This window comes from Cobetia sp. MM1IDA2H-1, from assembly GCF_002916775.2.
GTDB lineage: Bacteria > Pseudomonadota > Gammaproteobacteria > Pseudomonadales > Halomonadaceae > Cobetia > Cobetia marina.
This window is the reverse complement of sequence record NZ_CM133225.1, coordinates 3,887,463-3,914,291: the sequence shown is the minus strand read 5'-3', so window position 1 is coordinate 3,914,291 and position 26,829 is coordinate 3,887,463. Positions and strand designations below refer to the sequence as shown.

12 protein-coding genes, 2 tRNA genes and 6 rRNA genes are annotated in these 26,829 nt (G+C 58.5%); 15 read left to right on the top strand and 5 right to left on the bottom strand.

The annotated features are described in order from the left end of the window. Positions 1 to 39: 39 nt before the first annotated feature. From pgeF to ilvN, 4 genes are all read left to right on the top strand, one after another. On the top strand, positions 40 to 819 hold the full coding sequence (gene pgeF, locus BOH68_RS16395; RefSeq protein WP_077373486.1) for a peptidoglycan editing factor PgeF: 780 nt from the start codon (positions 40 to 42) through the stop codon (positions 817 to 819). Between the two features lie 327 nt (positions 820 to 1,146). Then, positions 1,147 to 3,783: an ATP-dependent chaperone ClpB gene (clpB, locus tag BOH68_RS16390; RefSeq protein WP_077373488.1), complete on the top strand. Its 2,637-nt coding sequence runs from the start codon at positions 1,147 to 1,149 to the stop codon at positions 3,781 to 3,783. 577 nt (positions 3,784 to 4,360) lie between these two features. Continuing rightward, entirely contained in the window at positions 4,361 to 6,085 is a 1,725-nt protein-coding gene (locus tag BOH68_RS16385; RefSeq protein WP_077373491.1) for an acetolactate synthase 3 large subunit, read from the top strand. After that, the gene (gene ilvN / locus BOH68_RS16380) at positions 6,085 to 6,576 is read left to right on the top strand and encodes an acetolactate synthase small subunit (protein WP_043337227.1); all 492 of its coding nucleotides are present in this window, start codon (positions 6,085 to 6,087) and stop codon (positions 6,574 to 6,576) included. The genes BOH68_RS16385 and ilvN overlap by 1 nt, the downstream gene beginning before the upstream one ends. Positions 6,577 to 6,690: 114 nt before the next feature. Here ilvN and ilvY read toward each other — a convergent pair whose 3' ends face one another. After that, entirely contained in the window at positions 6,691 to 7,620 is a 930-nt protein-coding gene (ilvY, locus tag BOH68_RS16375; RefSeq protein WP_077373494.1) for an HTH-type transcriptional activator IlvY, read from the bottom strand. Positions 7,621 to 7,940: 320 nt separating this feature from the next. On the opposite strand from ilvY, the gene ilvC reads away from it, so the two are divergent. The 10 genes from ilvC to rrf (BOH68_RS16325) all read left to right on the top strand — a co-directional run bounded on the left by ilvC (position 7,941) and on the right by rrf (BOH68_RS16325) (position 21,632). Continuing rightward, positions 7,941 to 8,957 carry a ketol-acid reductoisomerase gene (ilvC, locus tag BOH68_RS16370; protein WP_043337232.1) on the top strand — a complete coding sequence of 339 codons (1,017 nt, stop codon included), beginning with the start codon at positions 7,941 to 7,943 and terminating at the stop codon, positions 8,955 to 8,957. Between the two features lie 209 nt (positions 8,958 to 9,166). Then, positions 9,167 to 10,018 (top strand): CDP-diacylglycerol--serine O-phosphatidyltransferase, encoded by an 852-nt coding sequence (gene pssA, locus BOH68_RS16365; RefSeq protein WP_077373497.1) that lies wholly within the window; start codon positions 9,167 to 9,169, stop codon positions 10,016 to 10,018. 631 nt (positions 10,019 to 10,649) lie between these two features. Continuing rightward, a 16S ribosomal RNA gene (locus BOH68_RS16360) occupies positions 10,650 to 12,190 on the top strand. Positions 12,191 to 12,432: 242 nt separating this feature from the next. Continuing rightward, positions 12,433 to 15,321, top strand: a 23S ribosomal RNA gene (locus BOH68_RS16355). 138 nt (positions 15,322 to 15,459) lie between these two features. After that, positions 15,460 to 15,575, top strand: a 5S ribosomal RNA gene (gene rrf, locus BOH68_RS16350). A gap of 874 nt (positions 15,576 to 16,449) precedes the next feature. Then, positions 16,450 to 17,990, top strand: a 16S ribosomal RNA gene (locus BOH68_RS16345). 76 nt (positions 17,991 to 18,066) lie between these two features. Continuing rightward, a tRNA-Ile gene (locus tag BOH68_RS16340) sits at positions 18,067 to 18,143 on the top strand. 39 nt (positions 18,144 to 18,182) lie between these two features. Next, positions 18,183 to 18,258 (top strand) — tRNA-Ala (locus tag BOH68_RS16335). 231 nt (positions 18,259 to 18,489) lie between these two features. Continuing rightward, a 23S ribosomal RNA gene (locus BOH68_RS16330) occupies positions 18,490 to 21,378 on the top strand. Between the two features lie 138 nt (positions 21,379 to 21,516). Next, positions 21,517 to 21,632: ribosomal RNA gene (rrf, locus tag BOH68_RS16325) — 5S ribosomal RNA — on the top strand. The 16S, 23S and 5S rRNA genes sit together here with 2 tRNA genes alongside, the layout of an rRNA operon. A gap of 891 nt (positions 21,633 to 22,523) precedes the next feature. On the opposite strand, the gene BOH68_RS16320 is transcribed toward rrf (BOH68_RS16325), so the two are convergent. Next, a complete protein-coding gene (locus BOH68_RS16320; RefSeq protein ID WP_077373522.1) occupies positions 22,524 to 23,420 on the bottom strand; it encodes a Tim44 domain-containing protein in 897 nt (298 codons plus the stop codon). 74 nt (positions 23,421 to 23,494) lie between these two features. Here BOH68_RS16320 and BOH68_RS16315 point away from each other — a divergent pair, with 74 nt between their 5' ends. Continuing rightward, on the top strand, positions 23,495 to 24,100 hold the full coding sequence (locus BOH68_RS16315; RefSeq protein WP_255304548.1) for an isochorismatase family protein: 606 nt from the start codon (positions 23,495 to 23,497) through the stop codon (positions 24,098 to 24,100). Positions 24,101 to 24,140: 40 nt separating this feature from the next. On the opposite strand, the gene yaaA is transcribed toward BOH68_RS16315, so the two are convergent. The 3 genes from yaaA to BOH68_RS16300 all read right to left on the bottom strand — a co-directional run bounded on the left by yaaA (position 24,141) and on the right by BOH68_RS16300 (position 26,590). Next, positions 24,141 to 24,929: a peroxide stress protein YaaA gene (yaaA, locus tag BOH68_RS16310; RefSeq protein WP_077373525.1), complete on the bottom strand. Its 789-nt coding sequence runs from the start codon at positions 24,927 to 24,929 to the stop codon at positions 24,141 to 24,143. A 108-nt stretch (positions 24,930 to 25,037) separates the two neighbouring features. Next, a complete protein-coding gene (locus BOH68_RS16305) occupies positions 25,038 to 25,490 on the bottom strand; it encodes a DMT family transporter (protein ID WP_077373528.1) in 453 nt (150 codons plus the stop codon). A 68-nt stretch (positions 25,491 to 25,558) separates the two neighbouring features. Continuing rightward, entirely contained in the window at positions 25,559 to 26,590 is a 1,032-nt protein-coding gene (locus BOH68_RS16300; RefSeq protein ID WP_077373531.1) for an NADP(H)-dependent aldo-keto reductase, read from the bottom strand. Between the last annotated feature and the right edge of the window lie 239 nt (positions 26,591 to 26,829).

The following is a 26,829-nucleotide window of genomic DNA, read 5'->3' as shown; positions in this document are numbered from 1 at the left end:
GGGGCTCGGTTCGCGTATCCCATCGCGCCAGGAGAGGTTATGCACGACGACAGTCTACGCCCGACCCTGATTCTGCCGGACTGGCCAGCACCCAGTCCGGTGCAGGCCTTCGTGACCACGCGTGAGAGTGGCCCGAGTCAGGGGCCATACGCTGGCTTCAATCCGGCGCGGCATGTCGGGGATGATCCGGCGATGGTCGCGCGGGTGCGTGATCTGCTCGCGGCGGAGGTCGATGATGGTCGTCCACTGGCGTGGCTGGATCAGGTGCATGGGACTCAGGTGGTGGATGCCTTTGACGTCTGTCACGCCGATGAGCGCCATGAGGCGGTGCCACCACGTGCTGACGCCTGCATCAGTACCGGTACGGGGCAGGCCTGCGTGGTGATGACGGCGGACTGCCTGCCGGTGCTGTTCTGTGATCGTCAGGGGACGCGGGTCGGGGTGGCGCATGCGGGCTGGCGTGGCCTGGTGGAAGGTGTGCTGGAAGCCACTGTCGCTCGTCTTGGAGATGACCCGGGCGAGCTGATGGCCTGGCTGGGCCCGGCGATCTCCAATGCCCAGTTCGAGGTCGGCCCCGAGGTGCGTGACGCCTTTATCGCGGATCTCCCCGAGGCCGACGACGCCTTCGAATCCAGCCCCTATCGGCTGGGCCACTACATGGGCGACCTCTACAAGCTGGCTCGCCTGCGGCTGGAGCGTGCGGGGGTCGGCCATGTCAGTGGCGGTCACTTCTGTACCGCCTCGGAATCGCGCTTCTACTCCCATCGCCGTGATGATGGCGTGACGGGGCGAATGGCCACGGTGATCTGGCTGCGCTGATAGCATGAAGTGGAGACCTGGCCGCCGCGATGCACCGACGCTCGGCAAGCCGAAAGACGAAAGCGCCCCGTTGACCTGATCACTCAGGTTGGCGGGGCGCTTTTCCGTGTCGAGCGGAAGCCCCTGGCGACATCTTCAGGCGCTGAGGGCCAACCTGCTGCAGGGGAACCTGATCTGGATCATGCTTCGCGGACAACATGCTGCGTTGCCGCAAATCACGCCTTGAAAGCGACCCCCCAGCCCCCCATCTCTAGGGTTAGATACGAAATGTTACAGGCGAAGCTCCTGAGAAGAGGAGTACCGCCATGACTCTCAGGAGAAGGCACCATGCGCATCGACAAACTCACCAGCAAGCTGCAGAACGCGCTTGCGGATGCCCAGTCGCTCGCCGTCGGGCGAGGCCACAATGAAATCCATCCCCAGCACCTGCTGCTGGCCCTGCTGGAGGACCGCGATGGCGGTCTCAAGGCGTTGGTCAACAAGGCGGGCGGTGATGCCACCAGCTTGATGAGCGGGCTCAAGCGTCAACTGGATGACCTGCCCACCGTGTCCCAGTTCGACGGCAATGTCGCGCCTTCCCAGGCGCTCGGCAAGCTTCTGAATCTGGCCGACCGCGAAGCCCAGAAACGCGGCGATCAATACATCGCTTCCGAGCTCGCGTTGCTGGCCGCGCTGGAGCTGGGCGGTGATCTCGGCAAGTTGTTCACCTCCTCGGGCATCAAGAAGCCCGCCCTGACCTCCGCCATCGATGCACTGCGCGGTGGCGAGGCGGTGGGAGATGCCGACGCCGAGAACAATCGAGAGGCACTCAACAAGTACACGATGGACCTCACCCAGCGTGCGCGCGACGGCAAGCTCGATCCGGTGATCGGGCGTGACGAGGAGATTCGTCGCACGATTCAGGTCCTTCAGCGTCGCACCAAGAACAACCCGGTGTTGATCGGTGAGCCCGGTGTCGGCAAGACCGCCATCGTCGAGGGGCTGGCCAGCCGTATCGTCAATGGCGAGGTGCCGGAAGGCCTCAAGAACAAGCGTGTGCTGTCTCTCGACATGGGCTCGCTGCTGGCGGGGGCCAAGTTCCGCGGTGAGTTCGAGGAGCGCCTCAAGTCCGTCCTCAAGGAGCTGTCGCAGGAAGAAGGCCAGGTCATCCTGTTCATCGATGAGCTGCACACCATGGTCGGCGCGGGCAAGGCCGAGGGCGCGATGGATGCCGGCAACATGCTCAAGCCGGCGCTGGCGCGTGGCGAGCTGCACTGTGTCGGTGCCACCACGCTTGACGAGTATCGCCAGTACATCGAGAAGGATGCCGCGCTGGAGCGTCGTTTCCAGAAGGTGCAGGTGGATCAGCCCAGCGAGGAGGACACCATCGCCATCCTGCGTGGCTTGAAGGAACGCTACGAGGTGCACCATGGGGTGGATATCACTGACAGTGCGATCATTGCGGCCGCGCGCCTCTCATCGCGCTACATCACGGACCGTCAGCTGCCGGACAAGGCGATCGACCTGATCGATGAAGCCGCGTCACGCATCCGCATGGAGCTGGACTCCAAGCCGGAGGAGATGGACCGTCTCGACCGCCGTCTGATCCAGCTCAAGATGGAGCGTGAAGCCCTCAAGAAGGAGACCGACGAAGCGGCACTCAAGCGTCTCGGCGCGCTTGAGGACCAGATCGCGGAGCTGGAACGCGAATACGCCGATCTCGATGAGGTCTGGAAGGCCGAGAAGGCCAGTATCCAGGGGGCAGCGCAGTTCAAGGCCGAACTGGAACAGGCGCGCATCGATCTGGAACAGGCGCGGCGTGCCGGCGACCTCAGCCGCATGTCGGAACTGCAGTACGGCGTGATTCCGGGGCTCGAGAAGCAGATCAGCGAAGCCGGCGAAGGCGAGGCGGATACCTCCGCCCACGTGCTGCTGCGCTCCAATGTCACCGAGGAGGAGATTGCCGAGGTCGTCTCGCGCTGGACCGGCATTCCGGTCTCCAAGATGCTCGAAGGCGAGCGCGACAAGCTGCTGCGCATGGAAGAGGCGCTGCACGAGAAGGTGATCGGTCAGGACGAGGCGGTGATCGCGGTGGCCAATGCGGTGCGTCGCTCACGCGCCGGGCTGTCGGACCCGAATCGTCCCAATGGCTCCTTCCTGTTCCTCGGCCCGACCGGGGTCGGCAAGACGGAGCTCTGCAAGTCGCTGGCCAGCTTCCTGTTCGATACCGAAGAGGCGATGGTGCGCATCGACATGTCCGAGTTCATGGAGAAGCACTCGGTGGCTCGTCTGATCGGCGCGCCTCCCGGCTATGTCGGCTATGAAGAGGGTGGCTATCTGACCGAGGCGGTACGTCGCAAGCCGTACTCCGTGCTGTTGCTCGATGAGGTCGAGAAGGCGCATCCAGATGTCTTCAACATCCTGCTGCAGGTATTGGAAGATGGCCGCCTGACCGATGGGCAGGGGCGTACCGTCGACTTCCGCAATACCGTGATCGTGATGACCTCGAATCTGGGGTCCGAGATGATCCAGCGCATGAGCGGTCTCAATGGCGAGCTGGCGGACGAGGAAGACACGCAAGAGAGTGTCGATCGCAAGGCGGCCTTCCAGTACGACGACATGAAGACGGCGGTGATGGAAGTCGTGGGCAATCACTTCCGGCCGGAGCTGATCAACCGCATCGATGAAGTGGTGGTCTTCCACGCGTTGGGGCAGGCGCAGATCGCCTCCATCGCCGGCATTCAGCTCGAGCGGCTCAAGGCGCGGCTGGCCGAACGTGATCTCGGCTTCGAGATCACCGATGCCGCGATGGCGCTGCTGGCCAAGGCAGGCTTCGATCCGGTCTACGGTGCGCGTCCGCTCAAGCGCGCCATCCAGAGCCGTATCGAGAACCCGCTGGCCCAGGCGCTGCTGGGCGGTGAATTCGTGCCCGGTGACGTGATCCAGGTCGGCGAAGAGGGCGGAGAACTGACCTTCACGCGCTGAATCGCGCGCCCGTGAGTGACGCCCCACCGTGACGGAAGTCTGTCTTCCACTTGCGGTGGGGCGTTTTCGTGTCTGTCGTCTGGGCGCAAAATGACAACCCGGCGGCAGGGATGCTGAAAATCAAGAGGCAGAAAATTGCGAATTAAATGCCATTCGTGAGGTTTTACGCACGCATATGGCCGGATTTCCCGTTATCGGTGTGGCATTTGGCGTAGGCGGCGCACACTGGCGTAAGGTTGAGTTGACAGCCCCTTGCGGCTGTTGGACTCTTGACCATTCCTGATTGCGGGCGTGGCCATTCGGGCGACCCTCGAAGCGCCACGTGAAGGACAGACGCTGAGTCGCTGTCCGCCTGTCGAAGGATATGCCGATCAGGGTACGCCAACCGTACCGATCGGCCATCAGCCCCGACCGCATCCAACCGATGCGACAAGAGTGCAGGCCCTAACCGGGCCGCAGACGCCAGGGTTTGGCATCAGGTGCCGCAACTGTTGCGGTAGCGACATTCAGGTCGCACTCGATCCGGCTTGCGTATTGCTGCCGGACGCACTCGAGACCTCCAGGGGAGAACAACCAAGTGGAATTGCTTTCCGGCGCTGACATGATCGCCCGCGCGCTGCATGACGAGGGCGTGGAGTATATATACGGCTATCCCGGTGGAGCGGCGCTGCACATCTATGACGCCCTGTTCCGTCAGGACAAGGTCCAGCACATTCTGGTCCGCCACGAACAGGCTGCTACCCACGCAGCCGATGGCTACGCACGCGCTTCCGGCAAGCCCGGAGTCGTGCTGGTCACCTCAGGCCCCGGCGCGACCAATGCCGTGACCGGTATCGCCACGGCCTACATGGACTCGATTCCCATGGTCGTGCTGTGTGGCCAGGTCGCCAGCCACCTGATCGGTGAAGACGCCTTCCAGGAAACCGACATCGTCGGTGTGACTCGCCCGATCGTGAAGCACAGCTTCTCGATCAAGCATCCGAGCGAGATTCCGGAAGTCATCAAGAAGGCCTTCTATCTGGCCTCCAGTGGTCGCCCGGGGCCGGTCGTCATCGATATCCCGAAGGACATGACCGCCCCGACCGAACGTTACGAGTACAGCTACCCCAAGAAGGTACGCATGCGCTCCTACAGCCCGGTCACCCGTGGCCACAGCGGCCAGATCAAGAAGGCCGTCGAGCTGATGCTCAAGGCCCGCCGCCCGCTGTTCTTCACCGGCGGTGGCGTGGTCTCCGGTCGTGCCAGCGAAGCGCTGACCGACCTGGTGCGCCGTCTGAACTTCCCGATCACCACCTCGTTGATGGGCATTGGTGCCTATCCGCAGGGCGATCGCCAGTGTCTGGGTTGGCCCGGCATGCACGGCTCCTATGAGTCGAACAATGCCATGCACCACACCGATCTGATCATCTGCATCGGTGCGCGCTTCGATGACCGCGTGACCAACAACACCTCGAAGTTCTGCCCGACGGCCAAGATCATCCACGTCGACATCGACCCGAGCTCGGTCTCCAAGACCGTGCGCGCCGATGTGCCGATCGTCGGTCCGGCCGATGCCGTGATCAACGAGATGATCAGCCTCGTGCAGGGGCGTGAGCTGGCCAACCCCGATGCACTGGAGGCCTGGTGGACCCAGATCGATGGCTGGCGTGCCGAGCGTGAAGGCAAGCTGTATGAGCCGTCTGCCCCGGGCGAGCCGCTCAAGCCGCAGCAGGTGGTGGAAGCCGTGCACCGCGCGACGCGTGGCGAAGCCTTCGTCGCCACCGATGTCGGTCAGCACCAGATGTTCGCCGCCCAGTACTACAAGTTCCAGCGCCCCAACCGCTGGATCACCTCCGGTGGTCTGGGCACCATGGGCTTCGGCTTCCCGGCGGCCATGGGCATCAAGATGTCCTACCCGGAAGACGATGTGGTGCTGTTCACCGGGGAAGGCAGCTTCCAGATGATGATGCAGGAGTTCTCGACCTGTAAGCAGTACGGGATCGGGGTCAAGATCATCAATCTCAACAACCAGTCGCTTGGCATGGTGCGTCAGTGGCAGGACCTGAACTACAAGTCCCGTCACTCGCATTCCTATATGGAGTCGCTGCCTGACTTCGTGCAGCTGGCGGGCGCCTATGGCTTCCGTGCCATCAAGGTGCACACGGTGGAGGAGCTCGAACCTGCGCTGGAAGAAGCCTTCCGCAACAAGGACGAGCTGGTGTTCCTCGACATCTATGTCGACCCGCGTGAACACGTCTATCCGATGCAGGTGCCTCTCGGCTCCATGCGTGACATGCTGCTTACGAAGACGGAGCGGACCTGATGCGCCATATCATCTCCATTCTGATGGAAAACGAACCGGGCGCGCTGTCACGGGTCGTCGGCCTGTTTTCACAGCGCAATTTCAACATCGAGACCCTCAACGTGGCCCCGACCGAGGACGCGACCCTGTCACGTCTGACCGTCACCACGGTCGGCGAAGATCGCGTCATCGAGCAGATCACCAAGCACCTCAACAAGCTGGTGGATGTGGTCAAGCTGGTGGATCTCACCGAGGGCAGCCACATCGAGCGCGAGCTGATGCTGGTCAAGGTCAAGGCGTTGGGCGCCCAGCGTGACGAGATCAAGCGCACGGCGGACATCTTCCGTGCCCAGATCGTCGACATCACGCCGAGCCTCTACACCATCCAGATCACCGGTGACGGTGGCAAGCTGGATGCCTTCCTGGCGGCGATGCAGCCGGTAGGCGTGCTGGAAGTGGCACGTACCGGGGTCTCCGGCATCGCCCGCGGTGAGAAGGTGTTGAGCCTGTAAGACGGTGATTGTGGAATCGCAAGACAAGAACGGCGCCCCTCGGGGCGCCGTTTTCGTTGTGGCGTGGGGCAGGCCATATAGCGCAATGTTCCGTGGCGCAGGGTCACTGCGTCATCACTCCTTTGGCCGTCGCGGGGTACCGGGCAGCTGTTCCCAGAGTGCGCGTACCAGTGGATGTCGAAGACGTTTCTCCTGTACGCACAGCCCGACCTTGTAGGGGGTCAGCGGCGGATCGACATCGAGGATGCGCACCTGATCGGCCAGCGGGGAGTTGTCGAGCACGATCTGCGGCACCACGCCGATCCCGAAGCCCAATCCGACCATGCTGACGATGGCCTCGTTGCCGGCGACCTGGGCATACAGGCGCGGCTTGATGCCACGGGTGTGGCACCAGGCATCGAAGCGCTCGCGCGCCAGGCCGGTCTCGGAGAGGATCATCGGGACGCGCGCCCAGTCGATATGGTCGTCCCCCGCCGCCGAATCGTCTGCCCCGCCGATGCCTTCCAGCTGATGGCCGGGGCCATCACGACGCGGGGCAATGAAGCGCAGCGGCGACTCGGCGAAGTCGGTGAAGGCCAGGCGCGAGGGCAGCACGTCCGGGCGTGCGGCGATCGCCAGGTCCTCGTGGCCCATCAGCACGCGCTCCAATGCCACGGCGGGGTCACCGGTATGCAGTTTGAGCTCCACATGCGGATGGCGGGCCCGGAAGGAGGCGAGAATCTCATACAGGAAGCTGTAGCTGGCGGTCACCGAGCAGTATAGGGATAGCTCGCCACGCAGTTCATCGCTGTCTTCCAGCAATGACTGACGAATGTCATCCCACTGACTCAGGAGTTCGCGAGCATGACGACGGAAGCGCTCTCCCGCCGGTGTCAGTGCGACGCTGCGGTTGTCGCGCTCGAACAGGCTGACGCCCAGTTCCTCTTCCATGGCGCGAATGGCACGTGACAGGGCAGAGGCGCTCAGGTGCAGGGCAGTGCTGGCGCGTCCGAAATGCAGCGTTTCGGCGAGGGTCAGGAATTGCTTGAGTTGACGATTGTCCATGCCGGAGTCCGCTGTCGATGAGTGCTGAAGGGGGAAATGCCTTGTGTTGCGCTATATGGCATATGATGGTGCAAATATAGCATTTTACGCAATGTCGAGGTGCGGGTAAGGTGGACTCATCGCCGCGCAGGAGGAGGACGGCAGACCTTGATCCAAGGCGCACGACCTCCCAGGGACGCAGAGCGGTCAGGATAGATGGCCGTCGGCGCTGGACACTGACATACGCCCTTCCCTCGCGGGAAGGGTCGCAAGAACAACAGACACTCTTTCAAGATCTCACGCCATCCCGCTGACGGGGTGAGCCGCCAGGAGCAATGACGATGAAACTCTATTACGACAAGGATTGTGACCTCTCCCTCATCCAGGGCAAGAAAGTGGTCATCCTCGGTTACGGTTCCCAGGGCCACGCCCACGCGAACAACCTGAAGGAATCCGGCGTCGACGTCACCGTAGCCCTGCGTCGCTCTTCCTCCAGCTGGGCCAAGGCCGAAGCGGCTGGCCTGAAGGTTGCTGAAGTCGAGGAAGCGGTCAAGGCGGCCGACCTGGTCATGATCCTGGCGCCGGACGAGAACCAGAAGGCCATCTACGAGAACCAGGTGGAACCGAACCTGAAGCAGGGCGCGACACTGGCCTTCGCTCACGGCTTCAACGTCCACTACAACCAGGTCGTGCCGCGTGCTGACCTCGACGTCATCATGATCGCGCCGAAGGCACCGGGTCACACCGTGCGTTCCGAGTTCGTGAAGGGCGGCGGTATCCCGGACCTGATCGCCATCCACCAGGATGCGACTGGCCAGGCCAAGGACATCGCACTGTCCTACGCGGCAGGCGTAGGCGGCGGTCGTACCGGCATCATCGAGACCACCTTCAAGGACGAGACCGAAACCGATCTGTTCGGTGAGCAGGCTGTCCTGTGTGGTGGCGCGGTCGAGCTGGTCAAGATGGGCTTCGAGACCCTGACCGAAGCCGGCTACGCACCGGAAATGGCCTACTTCGAGTGTCTGCACGAGCTCAAGCTGATCGTCGACCTGATGTACGAAGGTGGCATCGCCAACATGAACTACTCCATCTCCAACAATGCGGAGTATGGCGAGTACGTGACCGGCACCGAAGTCATCAACGAGCAGTCCCGTGTCGCCATGCGCAATGCACTCAAGCGCATCCAGAGCGGTGAATACGCCAAGATGTTCATCCAGGAAGGCAACACCAACTACCCGTCCATGACGGCCCGTCGTCGTCAGAACGCCGAGCACCCGATCGAACAGACTGGTGAGAAGCTGCGTGGCATGATGCCGTGGATCACTGCCAACCAGCTGGTCGACAAGTCACGCAACTGATCCTGCCTATTGGATCCGGCGTGAAATGAGCGGGGCGCTCTCCATCAGGAGGGCGCCCCGCTTGCGTTGTTGCTCTATAAGCGCTATCGAATGGGGGAGGGAAGTGACAGTCGACGGTGAGGCCGCTAGGGTGTCACTACTATTCGCGCTCACTGGCAGGTGTAGAATGTGGTTACCCTGCCACGACGAGGCATGATGCAAGGAATCCCATGACTGACGAAAATCGACATCCCGGCGCAGAAGATGCCCCCGAAGAACCGACCCGCCGTAGCAGTTCCGTGCTGGACAAGGTGGTGGAAGAATTCACCGACGACAGCGAAGTCGTGGAAGAGGCCATCGAGGATGGCAAGCCCGTTCGTCGGCGTGGCATCTACCTGCTGCCCAACCTGTTCACCACGTCGGCATTGTTCTCTGGCTTCTTCGCTGTGGTATGTGCGCTGAACGGCGAGTTTGCCAATGCCTCCATCGCCATCTTCGTCTCGATGGTGCTGGATGGTCTCGATGGACGTGTGGCTCGCCTGACCAATACGCAAAGCGCCTTTGGTGCGGAGTACGACAGCCTGGCGGACATGTTGTCCTTCGGCGTGGCACCGGCACTGGTCACCTTCAGCTGGATTCTGCAGGATGTCGGCAAGATCGGCTGGATCGCCGCCTTCGTCTATGTCGCGGGTGCGGCGCTGCGCCTGGCGCGCTTCAATGTCCAGATAGGCTCCACCGACAAGAAGTGGTTCATCGGCCTGCCCAGTCCGGCAGCGGCGGCACTCGTGGCTGGCTGTGTGTGGACCATGCACAACTTTGACGCCGAGACCTTCGCCTTCAAGTCGCTGATGGTCTTCGTGGTCGCGGCTGCCGGTATCCTGATGGTGTCGAACATCAGGTACTACAGCTTCAAGGAGATCGACCTCAAGGGGCCGGTGCCCTTCGTCGCGCTGCTCGCCATCGTGCTGGCCTTCGTGGTCATCTCGCTGGAGCCGTCCGTGATGCTGCTGGGCCTGTTCGGTTGCTATGTCGCCAGTGGTCCGATCATGGCACTGGGCCGCAAGCTGCGCGGCAACAAGTAAGCGCCAGCTGCCATTGGTGTGATGATCGATATTCGGCCCCGCCATTTCTGGCGGGGCCGAATGCGTTTCTGGCCGGGGAAGAGATGTGTCAGCAAGCAACGGCGAGACGAGGCCCAAGGAGCAAGAAGAGGTGATGAGGGAAGAGATGTCGCCCGCATGTCCTCGAAATGACAATCGATGGAAAAAGCCCTTGCCCTCAGCCCGGTTCGTGCGTAAAGTACGCATCCGCTGCCGGGGACGCATGGCGTTACCAGCGGTGAAAGAGGTTTGCAGGTGGTTGTTTTGTTTGATGTTTTTGAAGTCCGCTTCCAAATCATCGATTGACAATCCCGGGCGATTCGCTAGAATACGCCGCACTCCTTACGGAACAGGTGATCGAGCAACGCTCCTCGCCGCTGGATGATGCTTAGAGGCAGTCGATTGACTCATCATCAAGTGCTTGACTTCTCAAGCGTTCCGGATAGAATATGCCTCCTCGCTTAACAGCGACGCTCTTTAAAAATTTGATCAGGTAATTCGTGTGAGCGCTTGCCGATGAGTGGTGACAAGGTCACCAAATATCGGAGCAAGCCTCTCACGAGAAGTTTGACTCTGAACCAAGTTTGGTCTGCTTAACAGACTATCAAGCTTTCAACTGAAGAGTTTGATCATGGCTCAGATTGAACGCTGGCGGCAGGCTTAACACATGCAAGTCGAGCGGAAACGATTCTAGCTTGCTAGAAGGCGTCGAGCGGCGGACGGGTGAGTAATGCATGGGAATCTGCCCGATAGTGGGGGACAACCTGGGGAAACTCAGGCTAATACCGCATACGTCCTACGGGAGAAAGCAGGGGATCTTCGGACCTTGCGCTATCGGATGAGCCCATGTCGGATTAGCTTGTTGGTGAGGTAACGGCTCACCAAGGCGACGATCCGTAGCTGGTCTGAGAGGATGATCAGCCACACTGGGACTGAGACACGGCCCAGACTCCTACGGGAGGCAGCAGTGGGGAATATTGGACAATGGGCGAAAGCCTGATCCAGCCATGCCGCGTGTGTGAAGAAGGCCTTCGGGTTGTAAAGCACTTTCAGCGAGGAAGAACGCTTCGGGATTAATACTCCCGAGGAAAGACATCACTCGCAGAAGAAGCACCGGCTAACTCCGTGCCAGCAGCCGCGGTAATACGGAGGGTGCAAGCGTTAATCGGAATTACTGGGCGTAAAGCGCGCGTAGGTGGCTAAGTCAGCCAGGTGTGAAAGCCCCGGGCTCAACCTGGGAACGGCATCTGGAACTGCTTGGCTAGAGTGCAGGAGAGGAAGGTAGAATTCCCGGTGTAGCGGTGAAATGCGTAGAGATCGGGAGGAATACCAGTGGCGAAGGCGGCCTTCTGGACTGACACTGACACTGAGGTGCGAAAGCGTGGGTAGCAAACAGGATTAGATACCCTGGTAGTCCACGCCGTAAACGATGTCAACTAGCCGTTGGGTCCCTTGAGGACTTAGTGGCGCAGCTAACGCAATAAGTTGACCGCCTGGGGAGTACGGCCGCAAGGTTAAAACTCAAATGAATTGACGGGGGCCCGCACAAGCGGTGGAGCATGTGGTTTAATTCGATGCAACGCGAAGAACCTTACCTACCCTTGACATCCAGAGGACTTTCCAGAGATGGATTGGTGCCTTCGGGAACTCTGAGACAGGTGCTGCATGGCTGTCGTCAGCTCGTGTTGTGAAATGTTGGGTTAAGTCCCGTAACGAGCGCAACCCCTATCCTTATTTGCCAGCGAGTAATGTCGGGAACTCTAAGGAGACTGCCGGTGACAAACCGGAGGAAGGTGGGGACGACGTCAAGTCATCATGGCCCTTACGGGTAGGGCTACACACGTGCTACAATGGCAAGTACAAAGGGTTGCAATACGGCGACGTGGAGCCAATCCCATAAAGCTTGCCTCAGTCCGGATTGGAGTCTGCAACTCGACTCCATGAAGTCGGAATCGCTAGTAATCGTGGATCAGAATGCCACGGTGAATACGTTCCCGGGCCTTGTACACACCGCCCGTCACACCATGGGAGTGGACTGCACCAGAAGTGGTTAGCCTAACCTTCGGGAGGGCGATCACCACGGTGTGGTTCATGACTGGGGTGAAGTCGTAACAAGGTAGCCCTAGGGGAACCTGGGGCTGGATCACCTCCTTATCGACACTGTCTACCGCTCGCGGCAAGTGCTCACAACGAATTACCTGATCTTATTGCTGGCTTAGCCGGCAGTGGCAAGCGTGCTCAACAGAGCGCGCTTCTCACTGTTCTCTGAACAGCCGCTCTTTAACAATGTGAATCATGCTGACGATGGAATGTGCGCCAAGCACATCTCCATCAAAACGATATGTCGGAGAGGTCCGACAGATTCGTAATCCTTGACAGACCCCTTGGGGTTATATGGTCAAGCGATTAAGCGCATACGGTGGATGCCTTGGCAGCCAGAGGCGATGAAGGACGTGATAGCCTGCGATAAGCGTTGGCGAGGTGGCAAATACCCTGCGACCCAACGATTTCCGAATGGGGAAACCCACTCACCATCAGGTGAGTATCTATAGGCCAATACATAACCTATAGAGGCAAACCCGGGGAACTGAAACATCTAAGTACCCGGAGGAAAAGAAATCAACCGAGATTCCCCAAGTAGCGGCGAGCGAACGGGGACCAGCCCTTAAGCGATACAACTGACAGACGAATAAGCTGGGAAGCTTGACGATACAGGGTGATAGTCCCGTAGTCGAAGTCTGAGTATCGTGAAATCGAGTAGGTCGGGGCACGAGAAACCTTGACTGAACATGGGGGGACCATCCTCCAAGGCTAAATACTCCTGGCTGACCGATAGTGAACCAGTACCGTGAGGGAAAGGCGAAAAGAACCCCGGCGAGGGGAGTGAAATAGATCCTGAAACCGTATGCGTACAAGCAGTGGGAGCACCTTCGTGGTGTGACCGCGTACCTTTTGTATAATGGGTCAGCGACTTATATTCTGTGGCGAGCTTAACCGTATAGGGGAGGCGTAGCGAAAGCGAGTCTTAACTGGGCGACCAGTCGCAGGGTATAGACCCGAAACCGGGCGATCTATCCATGGCCAGGGTGAAGATTGAGTAACATCAATTGGAGGCCCGAACCCAAGTATGTTGAAAAATGCTGGGATGAGCTGTGGATCGGAGTGAAAGGCTAATCAAGCCCGGAGATAGCTGGTTCTCCTCGAAAGCTATTTAGGTAGCGCCTCACGTATCACCGCTGGGGGTAGAGCACTGTTTCGGCTAGGGGGTCATCCCGACTTACCAACCCGAGGCAAACTCCGAATACCAGTGAGTGCAGCGTGGGAGACACACAGCGGGTGCTAACGTCCGTTGTGAAAAGGGAAACAACCCAGACCGTCAGCTAAGGTCCCAAAATCCTGATTAAGTGGGAAACGATGTGGGAAGGCTCAGACAGCTAGGAGGTTGGCTTAGAAGCAGCCATCCTTTAAAGAAAGCGTAATAGCTCACTAGTCGAGTCGGCCTGCGCGGAAGATATAACGGGGCTAAATCAGGTACCGAAGCTACGGGTTCATCCTTATGGATGAGCGGTAGAGGAGCGTCGTGTAAGCCAATGAAGGTGGATTGAGAAGTCTGCTGGAGGTATCACGAGTGCGAATGCTGACATGAGTAACGATAAGGGGAGTGAAAAACTCCCCCGCCGGAAGACCAAGGTTTTCTGTTCTACGTTAATCGGAGCAGAGTGAGTCGGCCCCTAAGGCGAGGCGGAAACGCGTAGTCGATGGGAAACGGGTTAATATTCCCGTACCGGATGTGGTTGCGATGGGGGGACGAAGAAGGCTAGGTGAGCCAGGCGTTGGTTGTCCTGGTGAAAGCATGTAGGCCGAGGAATCAGGCAAATCCGGTTCCTCTGAGGTCGAGATGCGAGACGAACTGACTACGGTCAGGAAGTCATCGATGCCACGCTTCCAGGAAAAGCCTCTAAGCTTCAGATCACATGCGACCGTACCCCAAACCGACACAGGTGGTCAGGTAGAGAATACCAAGGCGCTTGAGAGAACTCGGGTGAAGGAACTAGGCAAAATGGCACCGTAACTTCGGGAGAAGGTGCACCGGTTCGAGTGAAGGACTTGCTCCGTAAGCTCTTACCGGTCGAAGATACCAGGTGGCTGCAACTGTTTATTAAAAACACAGCACTCTGCAAACGCGCAAGCGGACGTATAGGGTGTGACGCCTGCCCGGTGCCGGAAGGTTAATTGATGGGGTTAGGATTCGTCCGAAGCTCTTGATCGAAGCCCCGGTAAACGGCGGCCGTAACTATAACGGTCCTAAGGTAGCGAAATTCCTTGTCGGGTAAGTTCCGACCTGCACGAATGGCGTAATGATGGCCACGCTGTCTCCACCCGAGACTCAGTGAAATTGAAATCGCAGTGAAGATGCTGTGTACCCGCGGCTAGACGGAAAGACCCCGTGAACCTTTACTATAGCTTTACACTGGATGCTGATGTTGTCTGTGTAGGATAGCTGGGAGGCTTTGAAACCACGTCGCCAGATGCGGTGGAGCCAACCTTGAAATACCAGCCTGACATCATTGGCGTTCTAACTCAGGTCCGTTATCCGGATCGAGGACAGTGTATGGTGGGTAGTTTGACTGGGGCGGTCTCCTCCTAAAGAGTAACGGAGGAGCACGAAGGTACCCTCAGCACGGTTGGAAATCGTGCATTGAGTGCAAGAGCATAAGGGTGCTTGACTGCGAGACAGACACGTCGAGCAGGTACGAAAGTAGGTTCTAGTGATCCGGTGGTTCTGTATGGAAGGGCCATCGCTCAACGGATAAAAGGTACTCCGGGGATAACAGGCTGATACCGCCCAAGAGTTCACATCGACGGCGGTGTTTGGCACCTCGATGTCGGCTCATCACATCCTGGGGCTGAAGTCGGTCCCAAGGGTATGGCTGTTCGCCATTTAAAGTGGTACGCGAGCTGGGTTTAGAACGTCGTGAGACAGTTCGGTCCCTATCTGCCGTGGGCGTCGGAAGTTTGAGAAGAGCTGCTCCTAGTACGAGAGGACCGGAGTGGACGAACCTCTGGTGTTCGGGTTGTCATGCCAATGGCATTGCCCGGTAGCTACGTTCGGACGGGATAACCGCTGAAAGCATCTAAGCGGGAAGCCCCCTTCAAGATGAGACTTCCCTGAGGCCTTGCGCCTCCTGAAGGGCCCTTGAAGACTACAAGGTTGATAGGCTGGGTGTGGAAGCACAGCAATGTGTTGAGCTAACCAGTACTAATTGCCCGTGAGGCTTGACCATATAACACCCAAGGGGTTTGCGCAGGCAAACCGCCGGGATTGCGACAGGATCGACGACATATCGGTCAGCATGATTCATATTGCGAGTCGCGAGGCCACAAGCCTCGAGACTCAGGCACCGCAAGGTGCCACCGTTTCGCCTGACGACCATAGCGAGCGTGAACCACCCGATCCCATGCCGAACTCGGAAGTGAAACCGCTTAGCGCCGATGGTAGTGTGGAGTTTCTCCATGTGAGAGTAGGTCATCGTCAGGCACTTATACCGAACCGCCCCTGCAGCCTTGCTGCAGGGGCGGTTCTCTTTGTGCGTAGGAAAATGTGGTGCTTGGAGAGGTGGTGCACAGAAAAATGGCGCACTGGAATGTGATACCAGAATCTTGGTGATCTTCGACGTGCCAGGTAAATGTACAAGTCTTCATACGCTTCGAGTGGGGAGGGCGCACGGTCCTGGTGGTGCTCACACCGCATGGGTAAAGATATTGTCTCGTTCCAGGTCGGTAATGGGGTGTGGAAAACTTTCATTGAGCGGCTCATGTCAGGTTATCCACACCCCTTTCTTTCCAGGTGTGACTCTCGGGAATCATCAGAGCGATCGATCAGGCCCGCTTCTTTACCATGATGTCGTCCTGAATCGTGACGGCCGAAAGCACCGAACACTGCATGGCTGGATGCTTTTTGAAGAAAGCGCTTGCACTTTCAGAGGTGAATGCGTAAAGTACGCATCCGCTGCCGGGGACGCATGGCGTTACCAGCGGTGAAAGAGGTTTGCAGGTGGTTGTTTTGTTTGATGTTTTTGAAGTACGCTTCCAAATCATCGATTGACAATCCCGGGCGATTCGCTAGAATACGCCGCACTCCTTACGGAACAGGTGATCGAGCAACGCTCCTCACCGCTGGATGATGCTTAGAGGCAGTCGACTGACTCATCATCAAGTGCTTGACTTCTCAAGCGTTCCGGATAGAATATGCCTCCTCGCTTAACAGCGACGCTCTTTAAAAATTTGATCAGGTAATTCGTGTGAGCGCTTGCCGATGAGTGGTGACAAGGTCACCAAATATCGGAGCAAGCCTCTCACGAGAAGTTTGACTCTGAACCAAGTTTGGTCTGCTTAACAGACTATCAAGCTTTCAACTGAAGAGTTTGATCATGGCTCAGATTGAACGCTGGCGGCAGGCTTAACACATGCAAGTCGAGCGGAAACGATTCTAGCTTGCTAGAAGGCGTCGAGCGGCGGACGGGTGAGTAATGCATGGGAATCTGCCCGATAGTGGGGGACAACCTGGGGAAACTCAGGCTAATACCGCATACGTCCTACGGGAGAAAGCAGGGGATCTTCGGACCTTGCGCTATCGGATGAGCCCATGTCGGATTAGCTTGTTGGTGAGGTAACGGCTCACCAAGGCGACGATCCGTAGCTGGTCTGAGAGGATGATCAGCCACACTGGGACTGAGACACGGCCCAGACTCCTACGGGAGGCAGCAGTGGGGAATATTGGACAATGGGCGAAAGCCTGATCCAGCCATGCCGCGTGTGTGAAGAAGGCCTTCGGGTTGTAAAGCACTTTCAGCGAGGAAGAACGCTTCGGGATTAATACTCCCGAGGAAAGACATCACTCGCAGAAGAAGCACCGGCTAACTCCGTGCCAGCAGCCGCGGTAATACGGAGGGTGCAAGCGTTAATCGGAATTACTGGGCGTAAAGCGCGCGTAGGTGGCTAAGTCAGCCAGGTGTGAAAGCCCCGGGCTCAACCTGGGAACGGCATCTGGAACTGCTTGGCTAGAGTGCAGGAGAGGAAGGTAGAATTCCCGGTGTAGCGGTGAAATGCGTAGAGATCGGGAGGAATACCAGTGGCGAAGGCGGCCTTCTGGACTGACACTGACACTGAGGTGCGAAAGCGTGGGTAGCAAACAGGATTAGATACCCTGGTAGTCCACGCCGTAAACGATGTCAACTAGCCGTTGGGTCCCTTGAGGACTTAGTGGCGCAGCTAACGCAATAAGTTGACCGCCTGGGGAGTACGGCCGCAAGGTTAAAACTCAAATGAATTGACGGGGGCCCGCACAAGCGGTGGAGCATGTGGTTTAATTCGATGCAACGCGAAGAACCTTACCTACCCTTGACATCCAGAGGACTTTCCAGAGATGGATTGGTGCCTTCGGGAACTCTGAGACAGGTGCTGCATGGCTGTCGTCAGCTCGTGTTGTGAAATGTTGGGTTAAGTCCCGTAACGAGCGCAACCCCTATCCTTATTTGCCAGCGAGTAATGTCGGGAACTCTAAGGAGACTGCCGGTGACAAACCGGAGGAAGGTGGGGACGACGTCAAGTCATCATGGCCCTTACGGGTAGGGCTACACACGTGCTACAATGGCAAGTACAAAGGGTTGCAATACGGCGACGTGGAGCCAATCCCATAAAGCTTGCCTCAGTCCGGATTGGAGTCTGCAACTCGACTCCATGAAGTCGGAATCGCTAGTAATCGTGGATCAGAATGCCACGGTGAATACGTTCCCGGGCCTTGTACACACCGCCCGTCACACCATGGGAGTGGACTGCACCAGAAGTGGTTAGCCTAACCTTCGGGAGGGCGATCACCACGGTGTGGTTCATGACTGGGGTGAAGTCGTAACAAGGTAGCCCTAGGGGAACCTGGGGCTGGATCACCTCCTTATCGACACTGTCTACTGCTCGCGGCAAGTGCTCACAACGAATTACCTGATCAAGTTAGTTTATCGAGTAGTAGTGTCGGGTCTGTAGCTCAGTTGGTTAGAGCGCACCCCTGATAAGGGTGAGGTCGGCAGTTCAAATCTGCCCAGACCCACCAAAAGCTTCGTGCTTTTGTCGACACGGTTTGCCGACTTTTGGGGCCATAGCTCAGCTGGGAGAGCGCCTGCCTTGCACGCAGGAGGTCAGCGGTTCGATCCCGCTTGGCTCCACCATCAAGTTCCGGTTCAAGCTTCTACTGCCTGATAACGCTGACAGTTCACAGTGACAAGCATATTGCCTTCCTCGAGAAGGTTGTGTGACTTCTCACTGTTCTCTGAACAGCCGCTCTTTAACAATGTGAATCATGCTGACGATGGAATGTGCGCCAAGCACATCTCCATCAAACGATATGTCGGAGAGGTCCGACAGATTCGTAATCCTTGACAGACCCCTTGGGGTTATATGGTCAAGCGATTAAGCGCATACGGTGGATGCCTTGGCAGCCAGAGGCGATGAAGGACGTGATAGCCTGCGATAAGCGTTGGCGAGGTGGCAAATACCCTGCGACCCAACGATTTCCGAATGGGGAAACCCACTCACCATCAGGTGAGTATCTATAGGCCAATACATAACCTATAGAGGCAAACCCGGGGAACTGAAACATCTAAGTACCCGGAGGAAAAGAAATCAACCGAGATTCCCCAAGTAGCGGCGAGCGAACGGGGACCAGCCCTTAAGCGATACAACTGACAGACGAACAAGCTGGGAAGCTTGACGATACAGGGTGATAGTCCCGTAGTCGAAGTCTGAGTATCGTGAAATCGAGTAGGTCGGGGCACGAGAAACCTTGACTGAACATGGGGGGACCATCCTCCAAGGCTAAATACTCCTGGCTGACCGATAGTGAACCAGTACCGTGAGGGAAAGGCGAAAAGAACCCCGGCGAGGGGAGTGAAATAGATCCTGAAACCGTATGCGTACAAGCAGTGGGAGCACCTTCATGGTGTGACCGCGTACCTTTTGTATAATGGGTCAGCGACTTATATTCTGTGGCGAGCTTAACCGTATAGGGGAGGCGTAGCGAAAGCGAGTCTTAACTGGGCGACCAGTCGCAGGGTATAGACCCGAAACCGGGCGATCTATCCATGGCCAGGGTGAAGATTGAGTAACATCAATTGGAGGCCCGAACCCAAGTATGTTGAAAAATGCTGGGATGAGCTGTGGATCGGAGTGAAAGGCTAATCAAGCCCGGAGATAGCTGGTTCTCCTCGAAAGCTATTTAGGTAGCGCCTCACGTATCACCGCTGGGGGTAGAGCACTGTTTCGGCTAGGGGGTCATCCCGACTTACCAACCCGAGGCAAACTCCGAATACCAGTGAGTGCAGCGTGGGAGACACACAGCGGGTGCTAACGTCCGTTGTGAAAAGGGAAACAACCCAGACCGTCAGCTAAGGTCCCAAAATCCTGATTAAGTGGGAAACGATGTGGGAAGGCTCAGACAGCTAGGAGGTTGGCTTAGAAGCAGCCATCCTTTAAAGAAAGCGTAATAGCTCACTAGTCGAGTCGGCCTGCGCGGAAGATATAACGGGGCTAAATCAGGTACCGAAGCTACGGGTTCATCCTTATGGATGAGCGGTAGAGGAGCGTCGTGTAAGCCAATGAAGGTGGATTGAGAAGTCTGCTGGAGGTATCACGAGTGCGAATGCTGACATGAGTAACGATAAGGGGAGTGAAAAACTCCCCCGCCGGAAGACCAAGGTTTTCTGTTCTACGTTAATCGGAGCAGAGTGAGTCGGCCCCTAAGGCGAGGCGGAAACGCGTAGTCGATGGGAAACGGGTTAATATTCCCGTACCGGATGTGGTTGCGATGGGGGGACGAAGAAGGCTAGGTGAGCCAGGCGTTGGTTGTCCTGGTGAAAGCATGTAGGCCGAGGAATCAGGCAAATCCGGTTCCTCTGAGGTCGAGATGCGAGACGAACTGACTACGGTCAGGAAGTCATCGATGCCACGCTTCCAGGAAAAGCCTCTAAGCTTCAGATCACATGCGACCGTACCCCAAACCGACACAGGTGGTCAGGTAGAGAATACCAAGGCGCTTGAGAGAACTCGGGTGAAGGAACTAGGCAAAATGGCACCGTAACTTCGGGAGAAGGTGCACCGGTTCGAGTGAAGGACTTGCTCCGTAAGCTCTTACCGGTCGAAGATACCAGGTGGCTGCAACTGTTTATTAAAAACACAGCACTCTGCAAACGCGCAAGCGGACGTATAGGGTGTGACGCCTGCCCGGTGCCGGAAGGTTAATTGATGGGGTTAGGATTCGTCCGAAGCTCTTGATCGAAGCCCCGGTAAACGGCGGCCGTAACTATAACGGTCCTAAGGTAGCGAAATTCCTTGTCGGGTAAGTTCCGACCTGCACGAATGGCGTAATGATGGCCACGCTGTCTCCACCCGAGACTCAGTGAAATTGAAATCGCAGTGAAGATGCTGTGTACCCGCGGCTAGACGGAAAGACCCCGTGAACCTTTACTATAGCTTTACACTGGATGCTGATGTTGTCTGTGTAGGATAGCTGGGAGGCTTTGAAACCACGTCGCCAGATGCGGTGGAGCCAACCTTGAAATACCAGCCTGACATCATTGGCGTTCTAACTCAGGTCCGTTATCCGGATCGAGGACAGTGTATGGTGGGTAGTTTGACTGGGGCGGTCTCCTCCTAAAGAGTAACGGAGGAGCACGAAGGTACCCTCAGCACGGTTGGAAATCGTGCATTGAGTGCAAGAGCATAAGGGTGCTTGACTGCGAGACAGACACGTCGAGCAGGTACGAAAGTAGGTTCTAGTGATCCGGTGGTTCTGTATGGAAGGGCCATCGCTCAACGGATAAAAGGTACTCCGGGGATAACAGGCTGATACCGCCCAAGAGTTCACATCGACGGCGGTGTTTGGCACCTCGATGTCGGCTCATCACATCCTGGGGCTGAAGTCGGTCCCAAGGGTATGGCTGTTCGCCATTTAAAGTGGTACGCGAGCTGGGTTTAGAACGTCGTGAGACAGTTCGGTCCCTATCTGCCGTGGGCGTCGGAAGTTTGAGAAGAGCTGCTCCTAGTACGAGAGGACCGGAGTGGACGAACCTCTGGTGTTCGGGTTGTCATGCCAATGGCATTGCCCGGTAGCTACGTTCGGACGGGATAACCGCTGAAAGCATCTAAGCGGGAAGCCCCCTTCAAGATGAGACTTCCCTGAGGCCTTGCGCCTCCTGAAGGGCCCTTGAAGACTACAAGGTTGATAGGCTGGGTGTGGAAGCACAGCAATGTGTTGAGCTAACCAGTACTAATTGCCCGTGAGGCTTGACCATATAACACCCAAGGGGTTTGCGCAGGCAAACCGCCGGGATTGCGACAGGATCGACGACATATCGGTCAGCATGATTCATATTGCGAGTCGCGAGGCCACAAGCCTCGGGACTCAGGCATCGCAAGATGCCACCGTTTCGCCTGACGACCATAGCGAGCGTGAACCACCCGATCCCATGCCGAACTCGGAAGTGAAACCGCTTAGCGCCGATGGTAGTGTGGAGTTTCTCCATGTGAGAGTAGGTCATCGTCAGGCACTTATACCGAACCGCCCCTGTAGCCTTGCTGCAGGGGCGGTTCTCTTTGTGCACGGAAAAAGTGATGCTCGGCAAGAGTCATGTGCGAGACAAAAGCTGCGTTGAGTAAAGAGTGCTGAGCCGGGCGTGCTGGGAACACGCGATGAGAAAAGGTCACGCGTCCCTAGGGTAGCGTTTCTCCCTGTAAGAGTAGCGGATGGCCGCCCCGATCCTCGTCAGGCACTTATACTGAACCGCCCCTGCAGCCCAGCTGCAGGGGCGGTTCTCTTTGTGCGTAGGAAAAAGTGGTGCGAAAGAGAAGAGAGACAAAGGAAGGACTGCGTCGTGCTTGCCAGGAGAAGCCGTAGACGGGGAGCAGAGTTCCAGGGAGTCGCAGGGGGCAAGAGAGCAAGAGAGCAAGAGGGTGTGGAAACCTCGCTGTACGATTCCTTGGGGTATTCACATCGTGTCGACTGTCGGGGTGATGCACGTGAGCGCCGTGAGGCTCGCATGAGTCCGTTGTTTCCGAGAGCGGAGGAAGTGCCATGACGGCTTCTCTTTATCGAGCGCCAAGCGTCGCGGGTTTCGCACCTCGGAGTTGCTCGACTTTTTCTTCATCAGGGTGAACTAAAGCGTCATGCCAGACTCTGAGTAGGTGAGTTTCGACGTTCCCTTGCTTAGAAACTTGTCTGTGCTATCCCATCAGCAGACTTTTTGAGATATGGCACTCCTGCCTTGCAGTCGAGCAGCCAGTCCGCCGGCCACTTCCCCAGTGGCCGGTTTTTTTATGTCTGCCGTCTGGCTCCTTGCCTTGCAGGCAAGAAAAAGCGGCCGGATGAGTGATCATCCGGCCGCTCTGGTATCTGATGGAGTCCTCAGTGTGAAGACCGCATCAGGGAGGGAGGAGCTGTTTAGCTGTTCTGCTCGATACCCTGAATGTACCAGTCTGCACCATCGCGCAGCTCACGGACCAGGTGCCAGGTCTCGTTGAACTCGTTCTGCTCGCCATTCTCGTCGAGCACGCCGTGGAACAGCACTGTCGCTTCCGCCTGCTTGCCGATTTCCTGCACGCTGCCCAGTTCAGCGAACAGACGCACGACTTCGGTACGGTTGTTGGCTGGCTGCTGAGCGCGTTCTTCGCGCAGCATGTTGTAGAGCTCCGGCGTCACGTATTCCTGGATGCGCGGCAGGTCATTGTTGTCCCAGGCGCGTTGCAGGGTCATGAAGTGCTCCTTGGCACCACCGAGGAACTGTTCCTTGTCGAACCAGGCAGGCTCACTGACGGGAGCTCCGCCGCCCAGCCCTGCACCGATACCGCCAGCAGGCGCCAGCGACTCGCCCTGCTCCTGGTGCGCTTCACGTGCCTGCACGTTACGTGGCTGATCATCGTGACGGGGGGAGGCGCTACCGCTGCCTGCCGGCCCGCCGCTCGCCATGGCGGCCTTCTTGCGCGCGCTCAGGAACTTGAAGGCGATGAAGGCGATCACCGCGATGATCAGGAAGTCTGTCATGCGCAGACCATCGAAGGCGCCGCCGAAGAACAGCGATGCCAGCAGACCACCTGCCAGCAGACCTGCCAGCGGGCCGGCAAACTTGGACAGACCGCTGGAGGGCTTGGACTTCGCTGCAGTGCTGCTGTTGGTGGCCTTGTTGCTGCCAAACAGTGAGCTGGAGGATTTTCCGCTGTCAGCGGATCGTGAGTAGCTACCGAAACTCTTGCCGCCGCCGAGGCGCTTGGCCTCCGCGTGTTCGACGCTCAGACCGAAGCCGAGCAAGCCGACCATCAGCATGATGAACAGATGGCGCATGTGGGATCTCCTTGGATGCGCTAGCGTGTAAGTGGAAGCCCCATTCTAGCCCTAGAATCGACGTGGGAGGACCAATGGACGACGAAAAGTCTCAACACCTGATGGCGAGGCGGTCATTGTTGTTGCTGATCGACTTTCAGGCCCGCCTGATGCCGGTACTGAGTGGCGGAACCGAAGCCATCAACAGTGCCATCTGGCTGGGCGGCATCGCCCAGGCGCTGGAAATTCCCGTGTGGCTGACGGAGCACTGTCCGGACAAGCTGGGCGAAAGTGCTCCCATGACACACTTGCTGAGCGAGCGAACCCGCTGCTTCACCAAGCGCAGCTTCAGCGCGCTGGAGGCACAGGATTTTCGAAAGGCGCTGGAGCAGAGCGGATATGATCAGCTGGTGGTATGTGGTGCCGAGGCGCATGTCTGCGTGATGCAGACCGTGCTGTCACTATGCGGTGCGGGGTATCGAGTGGCGTTGGTAGCTGATGGTGTCGCCAGTCGCCGCCCGCGTGAGGCAGCATTGGGAGTGACCCGCTGCGAGGCGGCGGGGGCCAGTGTCGTCAGCGCCGAGATGGTGGCTTACGAATGGCTTGGAAGCGCGGATCACGTCCTTTTCGGCGATATTCATCGCCGTTATCTCAAACCCCGGGCAGGAGAGCACCTGGCGTTCCCCGGGCTGGGTGGGTGAGTCGCAGGGCGACCTGCAAGGGCGACCTGCAAGGCGCGCGTCAGGCGCGTGCCGCGTCGGCTTCACTGCGCGTGAAGACCAGCGTATCGCCCTCTGAGGCGGCATTGGAGAAGCGGTAGCCGGCCACATCGAAGTCCTTGAGGTCCTCGGCCGTCTCGATATCGTGCTTGAGCATCCAGGCGCTCATCAGGCCGCGTGCACGCTTGGCGTAGAAGCTGATGATCTTGGACTGACCGTTCTTCTCGTCCTTGAAGACCGGCGTCACGATACGGTGGCGGAATGCCTTGGCGTCGATGGCCTTGAAGTACTCGTTGGAGGCCAGATTGACCAGTATCGGCGTGCCACTGTCTTCGACGGCCTGCTCCAGTGCCGGCGTCAGCGTCTTGCGCCAGTAGGCGTAGAGGTCCTTGCCGGCCGGGTTGCTCAGGCGGGTGCCCATCTCCAGACGATACGGCTGGATGAGATCCAGCGGGCGCAGTAGCCCGTAGAGGCCGGAGAGAATGCGCAGCCTGTGTTGCGCGCGCTCGAATTCTTCCTCGCTGAACGTTTCTGCCGCCATGCCCTGATAGACATCTCCCTGAAAGGCCAGTACCGCCTGCTTGGCGTTGTCTGGCGTGAAGGGGGGCTGCCATTCCTGAAAGCGAGCGGCATTGAGGCCGGCCAGCTTGTCGGAAAGCTTCATGAGGCTTGCGATGTCCTGCGGTGATTGCTCGCGCAGGATATCGATCAGTGGTTGAGCCTGATCAAGAAAGTCGGGTTGGGTATGACGGGAGGTCACGGGGGCGCTGTCGAAATCCAGCGACTTGGCGGGCGAAATCACACTCAGCATGAAGACCTCCTGACAGGGGAAAGGTCTCAGTATATCAGGCAGACAACATGGCCCCGAGTCCGTCGGGACTATCGGGGCCATAGATTGCGATGCGTGACGCCAAAGGCATCAATAGCGTCGGATCAGGAAGACGCCAGCGAACAGCAACAGCACGCCCGCCACGCGCCCCAGCGAGAGATCATGCTGCGGGAAGGTTGCCCAACCGAAGTGATCCAGAACGACCGAAGCCGTCAGCTGGCCCGCCAGGAAGGTGGCCATCATGGTGGCCGCGCCCAGCTTGGGTACCAGGATCACGCTGGCTGCCACGAAGAAGGCCCCCAGCAGACCGCCGGTCCAGCTCCACCAGGGAGCCGCTTTCAGGGCACCAATACCCGGCATGGGCAATCGCATGGCCAGCACGATACCGATCAGGGCGATCGAGCCGATCACGAAGCTGACCATGGCGGCCATGAGCGAACTGTGGGTCTGCAGGGCCAGCGTGGAATTGACGCCGGCCTGGATCGGCATCATGGCACCGGCGGCCACGGCCATGAGAATCATGCTCAGTTCAGCGGGATTCATGGGGTTTCCTTGGAGACGAACAGGCCGGTCATCACGACCGGCCTGTCGGGTTGCGCGTCAGGGACAGATCAGGGGCAGGGGTTCGGCGCGGTGTTGTGGATCATCTCGATCTCGGCCAGCACCTCGTCGCTCAGTTCCACCTCGAGGCTTTTGATGTTGCTCTCCAGCTGCAGCATGGTGGTGGCACCGATGATGTTGCTGGTCAGGAACGGACGCGTGTTGACGAAGGCGAGTGCCATCTGCGCCGGGTTCAGGCCATGACGGCGTGCGATATCCACGTAGCAGGCGATGACGTGCTGGGCCGGCTCCGCGTTGTAGCGCTGGAAGCGCTCGAACAGGGTCAGACGCGCGCCTTCCGGACGGGCGCCATCCAGATACTTGCCGGACAGGGTGCCGAAGGCCAGCGGCGAATAGGCGAGCAGGCCCACATCTTCGCGGTGCGCGAACTCGGCCAGCCCGACCTCAAAGCTGCGGTTGACCAGATTGTAGGGATTCTGGACGCTGGCGACGCGCGGCAGATTCAGGCGCTCGGCCAGATTCAGGCACTGCATCACGCCCCAGGGCGTCTCGTTGGACAGACCCACGGCGCGAATCTTGCCCGCGGTGACCAGTTCGCCAAGGGCGGAGAGGCTTTCTTCCAGCGGCGTCATGTCCTCGTCTTCCACCGGCTGGTAACCCAGCTTGCCGAAGAAGTTGGTCTTGCGATCCGGCCAATGCAGCTGATAGAGGTCGATGTAATCGGTGCCCAGACGGCGCAGGTTGTCGTCACAGGCGGCGATGATCTGCTCGCGGGTCAGGCGTGAACCACCGCGGAGGTAGTCCATGCCCGGGCCGGTGACCTTGGTGGCGATCTTGACCTGGTCACGGTTGCCGCGTGCGGCCAGCCAGCTGCCGATGTACTGCTCGGTGCGGCCCTGGGTCTCGCCATTGGGCGGGACAGGGTACATCTCGGCGGTATCGATGAAGTCGATGCCGGCATCGAGCGCACGATCCAGCTGCTGGTGGGCATCGGCTTCGCTGTTCTGCTCACCAAAGGTCATGGTGCCAAGGCACAGCAGACTCACGTCAATGCCGGTGCGGCCTAGAGCTCTACGTTGCATGCAGGATTCCCCTGTCGGGTGGTTGGCAAAAGCGGGTAAGGCGAGCGTGCGTCGCCTGCGTGTGTCAGGGCAGGTACGGCGGCGGTTTCACTCGTGGGACGGCGCACATATTAGCAGCGTAACAAAAACCCACAAGGCGGGCTTGAGTCCCCCTGATTGCGCGAGTATGCTTGGCGCCCCGTTGTCAGGGGAGCAGCCTCGCGAGGCCGCCCGCATGGGCAAACTGACAGCGTTGGCAA